The organism is Pseudomonas sp. 13B_3.2_Bac1, assembly GCF_025466205.1.
GTDB lineage: Bacteria > Pseudomonadota > Gammaproteobacteria > Pseudomonadales > Pseudomonadaceae > Aquipseudomonas > Aquipseudomonas fluorescens_H.
The window spans coordinates 1-11,168 of record NZ_JANLOG010000017.1 but is presented as its reverse complement, the minus strand read 5'-3'; the positions used below and the strand labels follow the sequence as shown (position 1 = coordinate 11,168).

Sequence of the window (11,168 nt, the reverse complement as noted above, 5' to 3'; positions counted from 1 at the left end):
CCCCCCCCCCCCCCGCGGCCCCCCCCCCCCCCCGCCCCGCCCCCCCCCCCCCCCCCCCCCCCCCCCCCCCCGCTTCCACATTGGATAAGTGGCAGTTTTCTGGATTGAGATCAGGATTTGTCTTTGGCGTGTGCCGCCAGGCGCTCAAGTGCCGCACGCAGAGCGGGATCGCTGATCCCGTCCGCCGTTGACTGAATGGTCTGCGCGGCATCCGTCGACAGATCCATCGAGTGTCCGCTTGCCCGGCGCTGGACCAGCGGCGGTTGCACGCGGAACTGGATGCGCGTCAGGTTGGCGAATTCTTCGAACAGTTGCAGTTGGCGTTGCAGGCGTTTTTGCTGGTAGCGCAGGCGCGTTGCCCAATGCCCGTCAGTCACCACCAGCGTCAATTGGCCTTCGCGCCACTTGGCCACGTGGCAATGTTCGCGGGCGGCAGGTTGCAGCTGGCTTTCGAGCAGGCGCTGCAGATGCCCCAGGCGTTGGGCGTGGCCGAGCAGAGCCTTGAGGGGTTTGGCTTCGCGAAGCAGAGCGGCGGGTGCCCTGGCTGTAAGGGGGCGAAATGCCATGTTCGAACACCTGAAGTAACAGAAGCGCCATGGTAGCAGAAAGCAACCGAACCACTCGCCCATTGCTTTTGTCCCTGCTTTACCCATTAAATCAACGACTAACTTCGTCCCTTGATGGGTTGAAGTTGAGCAAAACGCCCTTATTTTAAGTGAGCCCCGTCAAAGCGCAGTGCCAGCATCGTGGAATATCGCCACTTTCCTCACCACCGTTTCCGGGTAGAATGCTCGTTCGCATGCGGCCATGAGGGCTGCACGGGCGACTCACGGGGCCGCCCTCCATCCCTTTAGTGTGGAAGATCCTGCCGATATGTTTGCGCCTTTGTTAAAGAAACTTTTTGGAAGCAAGAACGAGCGTGAAGTCAAACGCATGCTCAAGACGGTGCAGCTCGTCAATGCCTTCGAAGAGCAAATGGTGGCCCTTTCGGACGATCAATTGCGCGCCAAGACCAATGAGTTCAAGGCCCGTATCGCCAAAGGGGAATCCCTCGACAAGCTGTTGCCTGAAGCCTTCGCGGTCGCCCGTGAAGCGGGCAAGCGCGTCATGGGCATGCGCCACTTCGACGTCCAGTTGATCGGCGGCATGACCTTGCATGAAGGCATGATTGCCGAAATGCGTACCGGTGAGGGTAAAACCCTAGTGGCAACCCTGGGCGTTTACCTCAACGCGCTGTCCGGCAAGGGCGTGCACGTTGTGACCGTGAACGACTACCTGGCCCGCCGTGACGCCAACTGGATGCGTCCGCTCTACGAATTCCTCGGCCTGACCGTCGGCGTCGTGACGCCGTTCCAGCCGCCGGAAGAAAAGCGCGCCGCCTACGCTGCCGACATCACCTACGGTACCAACAACGAATTCGGGTTCGACTACCTGCGCGACAACATGGCGTTCAGCATGGAAGAGAAATTCCAGCGCGAACTCAATTTTGCCGTGATCGACGAAGTCGACTCCATCCTCATCGACGAAGCCCGTACCCCGCTGATCATTTCCGGTCAGGCCGAGGACAGTTCCAAGCTGTACATGGAGATCAACAAACTGATCCCGCAGCTGGAACTGCATGTGGAAGAAGTCGAAGGCCAGGTCACCAAGGCCGGTCACTACACCATCGACGAGAAGACCCGTCAGGTCGAACTCAACGAAGCCGGTCACCAGTTCATCGAAGAAATGCTCACCGGCGTCGGCCTGCTGGCCGAAGGCGAGAGCCTGTACTCAGCGCATAACCTGGGTCTGCTGACCCACGTCTACTCGGGTCTGCGTGCGCACAAGCTGTTCCATCGCAACGTCGAATACATCGTGCAGGACGGCCAAGTCGTACTGGTCGACGAACACACCGGTCGTACCATGCCGGGTCGTCGTCTGTCCGAAGGCCTGCACCAGGCCATCGAAGCCAAGGAAGGTCTGAACATTCAGGCCGAGAGCCAGACCCTGGCCTCGACCACGTTCCAGAACTACTTCCGTCTGTACACCAAGCTGTCCGGCATGACCGGTACCGCCGACACCGAAGCGTTCGAATTCCACCAGATCTATGGCCTGCAGGTCATGGTCATTCCGCCGAACAAGCCGTTGGCGCGTAAAGACTACAACGACCTGGTGTTCCTGACCGCCGAAGAGAAATACGCGGCGATCATCAACGACATCAAGGAAGGCATGGCCCAGGGCCGTCCGATCCTGGTGGGTACCGCGACCATCGAAACTTCCGAGCACGTGTCCAACCTGCTCAACAAGGAAGGCATCGAGCACAAGGTACTGAACGCCAAGTTCCACGAAAAAGAAGCCGAGATCATCGCGCAAGCCGGTCGTCCGGGCGCCCTGACCATCGCCACCAACATGGCCGGTCGTGGTACCGACATCCTGCTGGGCGGTAACTGGGAAGTGGAAGTCGCGGCGCTGGAAAATCCGAGCCCCGAGCAGATCGCCCAGATCAAGGCCGACTGGCAGAAGCGTCACCAGCAAGTGCTGGAATCCGGCGGTCTGCAGGTCATCGCCTCCGAGCGTCATGAATCCCGTCGTATCGACAACCAGCTGCGTGGCCGTGCCGGTCGTCAGGGCGACGCCGGTTCCAGCCGCTTCTACCTGTCGCTGGAAGACAGCCTGATGCGCATCTTCGCCTCTGACCGGGTGAAGAACTTCATGAAAGCCCTGGGCATGCAGCCGGGCGAAGCGATCGAGCACCGCATGGTGACCAACGCGATCGAGAAGGCGCAGCGCAAGGTTGAAGGTCGCAACTTCGACATTCGCAAGCAACTGCTCGAGTTCGACGACGTCAACAACGAACAGCGTAAAGTGATTTATCACATGCGTAACACGTTGCTGGCCGCCGACAACATCGGTGAAACCATCGCCGATTTCCGTCAGGACGTGCTCAACGCCACCGTCAGCGCACACATTCCGCCGCAATCGCTGCCAGAGCAGTGGGACGTGGCCGGTCTGGAAGCGACGATTGCCAGCGATTTCGGGGTGAAACTGCCGATCCAGCAGTGGCTCGACGAAGACGATCACCTGTACGAAGAAACCCTGCGCGAGAAGCTGATGGCCGAGCTGATTGCCGCGTACAACGAGAAAGAAGATCAGGCCGGTGCCGAAGCACTGCGCTCGTTCGAGAAGCAGATCGTCCTGCGCGTCCTCGACGACCTGTGGAAAGACCACCTGTCGACCATGGATCACCTGCGTCACGGCATCCACCTGCGTGGCTACGCCCAGAAGAACCCGAAGCAGGAATACAAGCGCGAGTCGTTCACGCTGTTCTCCGAGCTGCTGGATTCGATCAAGCGCGACTCGATCCGTGTGCTGTCGCACGTTCAGGTCCGCCGCGAAGATCCGGAAGCCGAAGAGCAACGCCTGCGTCAGGAAGCCGAAGCACTGGCCGCCCGCATGCAGTTCGAACACGCCGAGGCCCCTGGTCTGGATCAACCGGAAGTGTTGGGTGAAGAGGTCGATGTGGCCCTCGCCACCGCTCCGGTTCGCAACGAGCAGAAGCTGGGCCGCAACGAACTGTGCTACTGCGGTTCGGGCAAGAAATTCAAGCATTGCCACGGGCAGATCCAGTAAACCCCGTTTCAATCGCTGAAATACCCGCGCCGCGACCGGCTCCTGCCGTCGCGGCGTTTTGCCATTTAATCCGCCGCCTTCTTGTCGAAAACAGCAGGAAGCGGTGCTGACATCATTGAGTAAGGAGCGCATTCATGGCTGTTGGTCTTGGTCCTTTGCCAACGTTGCACCCGGTTGCCGGTTTTGAACTCGGTATTGCCTCGGCCGGCATCAAGCGCCCTGGGCGCAAGGATGTGGTAGTGATGCGCTGCGCCGAAGGTTCGACCGTGGCCGGTGTGTTCACGTTGAACGCCTTTTGCGCCGCGCCGGTGATCCTGGCGAAAAAACGTGTGCAGAACGACGTGCGTTACTTGCTGACCAACACCGGTAACGCCAACGCCGGTACCGGTGAGCCGGGCCTGGCGGCTGCCGAGCGCACTACCGCCAAACTCGCCGAGCTGACCGGTGTCGATGCCAGCCAGATCCTGCCGTACTCCACCGGCGTGATCGGCGAGCCACTGCCGGTCGAGAAGATCGAAGGCGCACTGCAGGCCGCACTGGATGACCTGTCGGAAAACAACTGGGCAGCGGCCGCCACCGGCATCATGACCACCGACACCCTGCCCAAGGGTGCCAGCCGCCAGTTCCAGCATGACGGCGTGACCATCACCGTCACCGGCATCAGCAAAGGTGCAGGCATGATCCGCCCGAACATGGCGACCATGCTCGGCTACATCGCTACCGACGCCAAAGTCTCCCGCGATGTGCTGCACAGCCTGATGCTCGACGGTGCGAACAAGTCGTTCAACCGCATCACCATCGACGGCGATACTTCGACCAACGACTGCTGCATGCTGATCGCCACCGGCAAGGCTGCGTTGCCGGAAATCACCCGCGCCGAAGGCGAGCTGTTCAACAAGCTGAAACAGGCAGTGTTCGAAGTGTGCATGGACGTGGCCCAGGCCATCGTGCGTGACGGCGAAGGCGCGACCAAGTTCGTCACCGTTGAAGTCAACGGCGGCGGCAATCATCAGGAATGCCTCGACGTCGGTTACACCGTGGCCCACTCGCCGCTGATCAAGACCGCGCTGTTCGCCTCCGACCCGAACTGGGGCCGTATTCTCGCCGCTGTCGGCCGTGCCGGTGTGCCGAACCTCGACGTGAGCAAGATCGACGTGTTCCTCGGCGATGTGTGTATTGCCAGCCGTGGCGCGCGCGCAGCGACCTACACTGAGGCGCAAGGCTCGGCGGTGATGCAGCAGGAAGAGATCACCATCCGTATCGAGCTGGGTCGAGGCGATTGCAGCGAAACCATCTGGACCACCGACCTGTCGCATGAGTACGTGAAGATCAACGCCGAGTACCGTACCTGATCCAAGACCGGGTCGCTTCTTTCGCGAGCAGGCTCGTTCCTGCAGTAGATTAGTGAACGACTCGGATCCCCTGTAGGAGTGAGCCTGCTCGCGATGGCGTTGTGTCTGGCAATATCAATGTTGAATGTTCCGGCCTCTTCGCGAGCAAGCCCGCTCCCACAGGGTTTTCAGGTGTACACAACCTTTGTGAACGACCGAAATCACTGTGGGAGCGGGCTTGCCCGCGAACGCGTCGGTCCAGTCACTACAAGTCTTGAAGCTTTCCACTGACGAAAAGGCGCCACACCATGTCCCTGCACCTGATCATCGGCGACAAACTGCTGTCCTCCTGGTCCCTGCGCGCCGCCCTGGCGCTGGAACTGACCGGCGCTCCCTACACCGAAGAACTGATCAAGCTCGGCAAGCCCGACACCCGCGAGCGGCTGCTCAAGCATTCGCCGACGGCCAAGGTGCCGCTGCTGCAAACCTCTCGCGGCACCATTGCCGATTCTCTGGCGATCGCCGAATACCTGGCCGAGCAGTTTCCGTCCGAGCAGCTCTGGCCGAGCGATGTTTATGCCCGTGCCCAGGCGCGGTCCGCCTGCGCGCAGATGCACAGCGGCTTTTTCGCCATGCGCAATCATATGCCGTTCAACCTGAACCACGACGCCCCGCTTGATCCGGTGCCGCCGGAAGTGAAGGTCGATATCGAGCGCATGCTCGCGCTGTGGGCCGAATGCCGCGCGGCGGCCACTGAGCCTGGGCCGTATCTGTTTGGCCGAGTGAGTCTGGCTGACGCGTTCTTCGCACCGATTGCCGTGCGTCTGCGTACCTACCAGGTGCAGTTGCCGGCGGTTGATCAAGCCTATGTTGAAACCGTCTACCAATGGCCCGCCTTCAAGGCGTGGCAGAAGGCTGGACTGGAGGAGTTGAATCCGTGAAACGCGTACACGTCGCGGCTGCCGTCATTCGTGACGACAGCGGCAAAATCCTCATCGCCCGCCGTGCCGACACCCAGCATCAGGGTGGCCTGTGGGAATTTCCCGGCGGCAAGGTCGAGGCTGACGAATCCGTCGAAAGCGCCTTGGCCCGCGAGCTGCAGGAAGAGCTGGGCATTGTTGTCGGCGCGGCTCGTCCACTGATCAAGGTTCGCCACGATTACCCGGACAAACAGGTGTTGCTGGATGTCTGGGAGGTCTCCCGGTTTACCGGTGAGCCACACGGTGCCGAGGGCCAGCCACTGGCCTGGGTAACCGCCAAGGATCTGCTGAACTATGAGTTTCCGGCGGCCAATCAGCCGATCGTTGCCGCAGCGCGCCTTCCCGCTGAATACCTGATCACCCCGGAAGATCTGGAAGCCCCGGCCTTGCTGCGCGGGATCCAGAAGGCGATTGCCGGCGGGATCAAGCTGATCCAGTTGCGCGCGCCGAACGGCTATGACCCCAAATACCGCGATCTGGCGGTGGATGCCGTCGGCCTCTGCGCCGGCAAGGCGCAGTTGATGATCAAGGGGCCGTTCGAATGGCTCGGCGATTTCCCGTCTGCCGGTTGGCACATCACCGCCGCGCAATTGCGCAAATACGCCGCAGCGGGCCGGCCGTTACCGGCAGAGCGCTGGTTGGCGGCGTCCTGCCATAACGCGGAAGAGCTGGCGCTGGCCGAGCAGATGGGCGTGGATTTCGTCACGCTGTCGCCGGTTCAGCCGACCTTGACCCACCCGGATGCGCAGCCGTTGGGCTGGGAGCAGGCTTCGACGTTGATCGAGGGCTTTGGCAAGCCGGTGTTCTTGCTTGGTGGAGTAGGCCCGGCGGAGCGCGAGAAGGCTTGGGGGGTTGGGGCTCAGGGTGTGGCGGGGATTCGGGCGTTCTGGCCTGATTCTGTATAACGGCTACCGGCCTCATCGCGAGCAGGCTCACTCCTACAGTTGACCGCGTTCCAACTGAAGTAACGCGGTCAACTGTGGGAGCGGGCTTGCTCGCGAAGGCGTCCGTTCAGGCGCTAGATTTCTAAAGGCTTCACCGCCGGTTGCCACAAAATCTCCGCCACCCCCTGCCGCCGCGCAATCAACCGCGCTGCCACAAACAACAGATCCGACAACCGATTGATATACGCCAGACCAACCCCGGCCAACGGCTCGATCGCGTTCAAATGCTGACAACGCCGCTCGGCACTGCGCGCCAGACTGCGGCACACATGGGCCTGGGCAATCAGCAGCGAACCGCCGGGCAGAATGAAATTCTCCAGCGGCCCCAATTCCTCATTCCACACATCAATTGCCGCTTCCAGGCGCTCGATTTCCGCCGCGTTCAACGCCTGATACTGCGGCATTGCCAGCTCACCCCCCAAGTCGAACAAGCGGTGCTGGCAAGGCGCGAGCACGTCGATCAGCTCATTCAATCCCGGAAACGCCTCGCGCTCGGCGATCAGCCCGGCGAGCAGCACGCCGACCTGACTGTTGAGCGTATCGACCTCGCCAATCGCTTCGATGCGCGGGTGATCCTTGGGCACGCGGCGGCCATCGCCTAGGCCGGTTTCGCCGGTATCGCCAGTGCGGGTGTAGATCTTCGACAAGCGAAAGCCCATGGGTTACCTCTGTAGTTGATTGGTTTCGGCGGCGATGGCCGCCGGTTGTGCCAGCGGCAGGCGCAGGGTGAAGCAGGTGCCCTGACCGGGCGCCGATTGCACTTCCATCTGACCTTTGTGGTTGTTGGTGATGATGAAGTACGACACCGACAGCCCAAGCCCGGTGCCCTGGCCGATTTCCTTGGTGGTGAAAAACGGCTCGAAGGTGCGCTTGCGCACGCTCTCGCTCATGCCGATGCCGTTGTCCTCGACCTGAATCTCGGCCCATGGCGGGTTCAGTTTGGTGCGCAAAATGATCCGCCCCGGCTCGCTGTCGTCTTCACGCTGGTGAATGGCTTGCGCGGCGTTTTTCAGCAGATTGAGCAACACTTGTTCCAGTTCGTTGGCGGTGCCCGGCACCGGGCCGAGCGCCGGGTCGAACTGGCGGATGATCGCCTGGCCCTTGAAGTCGAAACCGATCGCCAGATCGAAGTCGTTGCCAGCAATTTCTACAGCCTGATCGATCAGCGCGGGCAGATCGCACGGGGCCATTTGCCGGGTGCTGCGCCGGCTGAAGCTGAGCATGTGGGTGACGATTTTTGCCGCGCGGGCGCCGGCCTGCTGGATGCCGTCGAGCAATTTCGGTACTTCGCGGCTTTGCAGGTAACGGTTGACCGTGTCCAGTTCGATGCCGAGCTGTTCGGCGGTTTCGAGGTTCTTCGGCAGATCCGCCGACAGCCGCCGGCGAATGTTCTGCACGTTGTGCAGGATCGCGCCCAGCGGGTTGTTGATCTCATGGGCCATGCCGGCGGCGAGGCCGCCGACCGAGAGCATTTTTTCCGACTGCACCATCATTTCTTCCAGCGACAGGCGCTGGGTGATGTCGTCGATACGGATCACCACACCGCGCCCGGCACCGCCCATCAGCGGGTAAAAGGTCAGGGCGTAGTGCTTGGGTTCGTCATCCTTGAACCAGGTCACCCGCTCGATCTTCGCCACGGTGTGTTCTTCGACCGTTTGCTTGAGTTGTGGCAGAAACGGCTTGAGCGGTTCGAAGGCGAGGAAGATCGGCTGGTTCAGCGCCTCATCCAGGCGCGTCCCGGAGAGGGCGCTGGCCTCCTGGTTCCACTGGGTCACGTAGAGCTGTTCGTCGAGAGCGATCAGCGCCGAGGGCATGGAGTCGATGATGCTGTTGAGGTAGTTCTGGAAACCGGTGAGCTTCTTCTCGATCTTGCTGCGCACCTGGACTTCCAGCTCCAGCTTGCGGTTGGTGTGGCGGGTTTCCTCGGCCAGACCCTGAGCCTGATCGTAGGCAGCTTGCGAGTCATCGCGGGCGCGCTTGAGTTGTTGCTCGCGGGCTTCGATGCGCGAGAGCATGGTGTTGAACGCTTCCGCGAGGCTGCCGATCTCGTCGTGGTTACCGCGCGAGGCGCGCAGGGCGTAGTTCTCTTCGCGAGTGACCTGCCGCGACAGTTCTTCCAGCTCATGGATAGGGCGGGTGATCAGGCGTTTGATCTGCCGCGCAATCACCAGCCACAGCAGCACACTGAAAATCAGGATGCCGAGACTGGCTGTCAGGGTACCGGTGTAGAACGCCATCGGCAGTTCACTGCTGGCGACCAGCAGCAGATGCCCAGGCGCGGTGCCGGGGCGCGGCAGGGTGATCAATTGGTTGCTGCGAAACTCGGTGAGTTGCCAGGCTTCGATGTGTCGAAAGCGCTCCGGCAGATTGAGTTTTTCGCCACGCTGCACCTGGGCGATCCGGTCACCCTTGCCGTCGTACAAAGCCGCTGCGCGCAGCGGCGAATAACTGTCGAGTTCCTTGAGCAGGCGTTCGGCGCTTTGTGGCGACTCGAGGGCTTGCGCCACCAGGCTCGGGTTGGACACCAGTCGGCCTATGGTCTGCAGGGCCTGTGGCGCCATGCTTTCCTGGGAGATGTAATAGGCGGCGCTGATAAAGGTCAGGTTGGCGACCAGCAGGACGGTGGTCAGCAACACCAGCAGGGCGGCCAGCAGTTTCTGGCCGACCGGCAGGTTTTCAAGGCGCTGGCGCAATGGCATCAGGTTTATCACGGCAAAGGAACAAGTGGGCAGCGTAGCCGCTGCTCAGTCGCTGGGCAATCCAAGGCTGTGCAGATGGCTGACCAGACGCTGCTGCAATTGATTGAGGTGTGGCAGGTTCAACTGGTGACGGGCGGCGACTTTGCAGGCGTGGCCCAGCAGGTAACTGATTTCGGTGCGGCGCTGGTTCGCCACGTCCTGATACATCGACGAGTAATTGGCTGCGGTGGCGTGGATCACCCGCTCGACTTCCTGTTGCAGATTGACCGCCGCGGCCGGTTGACCGCAGTGCTCGAGCAACTCGGCCAGCTCGTTGCACAGCGTGGCGACTTCGCATTGATGCTGCTCCAGCCCGCCGTTACGGCAATCATGGAGCACGGTCAGCGGATTGATCGCGCAATTGAGCGCCAGTTTGCGCCACAGCCGGGTGAGGATGTCTGTGCTCCACTCATGGGGGATTTTCGCCGCCTCAAGATCGTCCAGCCAGATTGGCGCTACCGGATGGCTGGCATCGCCCAGCCAAGTGAAACCGTGGCCGGCAAACACCACGCGCCAGTCGCCGTCGCGGAACGCGCCTTCGGTGCTGGAGGCGCTGATGCAGCGTGCCTGCGGTACCTGCGCTGCGACGGCGTCCTGACTGCCGAGGCCGTTCTGCAACAGGATCAGCTCGGCATCTGCGCTGAGGCGCGGGGCGAGGCGGGCGACCGCGCTTTCGGCGTCATAGGCCTTACAGGCGACCAGCAGGCGGCGGATCGGCTCCGGGTCGTCCGCCGTTTGCGCGGGGACGGCATAGGTCGTGGCTGCGCCGTGTTCGACCAGCGTCAGACCACCGGCCGCCTGATAGCTGCGCAAGCGCTCGGCATCCCGCACGATCAGCCGCACCGGCAGCCCGGCCCGGGCCAGACGCGTGGCCCACAGGGTGCCGAGGCTGCCGGCGCCGAGAACGTGCCAGGGGGTGGACATCAGTTTTTCACTCGGTAAGGTACTGGCATGCAAGGCTCGCCGTATCGGTGGGAAAAGACCCGTTATAATGAGCCGGATTTTAACCGCAAGCCAAGCGCGCTCCATCCTGATCGAGCGCGCCTTTTTATTGGAGAGACTACATGCCGTCGTTCGACGTGGTATCCGAACTGGACAAACACGAGCTGACCAACGCGGTCGAGAACGCCGTGAAGGAACTCGATCGTCGCTATGACCTGAAAGGCAAAGGCAGCTTCGAGTTCAAGGAAAAGGACCTGACCGTCAACCTGACCGCTGAAGCCGGGTTCCAGCTGGAAGCGATGATCGAGATCCTGAAGCTGGCCCTGACCAAGCGCAAGATCGATGTGCAGTGCCTTGAAGTAAAAGACGCTTACGCCTCGGGCAAGCTGATGAAGCAGGACGCGATCCTCAAGGAAGGCATCGACAAGGAGCTGGCGAAGAAGATCGTCGCTCACATCAAGGACGCCAAGCTCAAGGTACAGGCCGCCATTCAGGGCGAGCAGGTGCGTGTGACCGGCAAGAAGCGCGATGACCTGCAGGAAGCCATTGCGGCCCTGCGCGCCAAGGAATTCGGCATGCCATTGCAGTTCAACAACTTCCGCGACTAAGTCCGGTCAGATGGCT

9 protein-coding genes are annotated in these 11,168 nt (G+C 61.5%); 5 read left to right on the top strand and 4 right to left on the bottom strand.

Annotated elements, in window-relative coordinates; genetic code table 11:
- Positions 1–110 precede the first annotated feature (110 nt).
- Entirely contained in the window at positions 111–566 is a 456-nt protein-coding gene (locus NTD85_RS02985; RefSeq protein WP_201136739.1) for a DUF721 domain-containing protein, read from the bottom strand.
- A 307-nt stretch (positions 567–873) separates the two neighbouring features.
- On the opposite strand from NTD85_RS02985, the gene secA reads away from it, so the two are divergent.
- The 4 genes from secA to NTD85_RS02965 all read left to right on the top strand — a co-directional run bounded on the left by secA (position 874) and on the right by NTD85_RS02965 (position 6,825).
- Positions 874–3,609, top strand: coding sequence for a preprotein translocase subunit SecA (secA, locus tag NTD85_RS02980; RefSeq protein WP_003227563.1), 2,736 nt, complete (start codon positions 874–876; stop codon positions 3,607–3,609).
- Between the two features lie 134 nt (positions 3,610–3,743).
- Entirely contained in the window at positions 3,744–4,961 is a 1,218-nt protein-coding gene (gene argJ / locus NTD85_RS02975; RefSeq protein WP_262141397.1) for a bifunctional glutamate N-acetyltransferase/amino-acid acetyltransferase ArgJ, read from the top strand.
- A gap of 287 nt (positions 4,962–5,248) precedes the next feature.
- Complete coding sequence (locus NTD85_RS02970; RefSeq protein ID WP_226499526.1) at positions 5,249–5,881, top strand: glutathione S-transferase family protein; 633 nt, start codon at positions 5,249–5,251, stop codon at positions 5,879–5,881.
- The gene (locus NTD85_RS02965; protein WP_003227557.1) at positions 5,878–6,825 is read left to right on the top strand and encodes a Nudix family hydrolase; all 948 of its coding nucleotides are present in this window, start codon (positions 5,878–5,880) and stop codon (positions 6,823–6,825) included. Before NTD85_RS02970 ends, NTD85_RS02965 begins: the two co-directional genes overlap by 4 nt.
- Before the next feature lie 113 nt (positions 6,826–6,938).
- Here NTD85_RS02965 and NTD85_RS02960 read toward each other — a convergent pair whose 3' ends face one another.
- From NTD85_RS02960 to NTD85_RS02950, 3 genes are read right to left on the bottom strand one after another with little or no spacing between them, the layout of a single operon-like run.
- The gene (locus NTD85_RS02960) at positions 6,939–7,523 is read right to left on the bottom strand and encodes a cob(I)yrinic acid a,c-diamide adenosyltransferase (RefSeq protein WP_103520145.1); all 585 of its coding nucleotides are present in this window, start codon (positions 7,521–7,523) and stop codon (positions 6,939–6,941) included.
- A gap of 3 nt (positions 7,524–7,526) precedes the next feature.
- On the bottom strand, positions 7,527–9,563 hold the full coding sequence (locus tag NTD85_RS02955) for a sensor histidine kinase (protein WP_262141396.1): 2,037 nt from the start codon (positions 9,561–9,563) through the stop codon (positions 7,527–7,529).
- Between the two features lie 45 nt (positions 9,564–9,608).
- On the bottom strand, positions 9,609–10,526 hold the full coding sequence (locus NTD85_RS02950) for a putative 2-dehydropantoate 2-reductase (protein ID WP_262141395.1): 918 nt from the start codon (positions 10,524–10,526) through the stop codon (positions 9,609–9,611).
- A gap of 140 nt (positions 10,527–10,666) precedes the next feature.
- Here NTD85_RS02950 and NTD85_RS02945 point away from each other — a divergent pair, with 140 nt between their 5' ends.
- A complete protein-coding gene (locus NTD85_RS02945) occupies positions 10,667–11,152 on the top strand; it encodes a YajQ family cyclic di-GMP-binding protein (protein ID WP_003227548.1) in 486 nt (161 codons plus the stop codon).
- Positions 11,153–11,168 lie beyond the last annotated feature (16 nt).

Coding starts and splice junctions, on each gene's coding strand:
- NTD85_RS02955 (WP_262141396.1), bottom strand. CDS start 9,563: ATGCCATTGCGCCAGCGCCTTGAAAACCTGCCGGTCGGCCAGAAACTG.
- NTD85_RS02950 (WP_262141395.1), bottom strand. CDS start 10,526: ATGTCCACCCCCTGGCACGTTCTCGGCGCCGGCAGCCTCGGCACCCTG.
- NTD85_RS02970 (WP_226499526.1), top strand. CDS start 5,249: ATGTCCCTGCACCTGATCATCGGCGACAAACTGCTGTCCTCCTGGTCC.
- NTD85_RS02985 (WP_201136739.1), bottom strand. CDS start 566: ATGGCATTTCGCCCCCTTACAGCCAGGGCACCCGCCGCTCTGCTTCGC.
- argJ (WP_262141397.1), top strand. CDS start 3,744: ATGGCTGTTGGTCTTGGTCCTTTGCCAACGTTGCACCCGGTTGCCGGT.
- secA (WP_003227563.1), top strand. CDS start 874: ATGTTTGCGCCTTTGTTAAAGAAACTTTTTGGAAGCAAGAACGAGCGT.
- NTD85_RS02960 (WP_103520145.1), bottom strand. CDS start 7,523: ATGGGCTTTCGCTTGTCGAAGATCTACACCCGCACTGGCGATACCGGC.
- NTD85_RS02945 (WP_003227548.1), top strand. CDS start 10,667: ATGCCGTCGTTCGACGTGGTATCCGAACTGGACAAACACGAGCTGACC.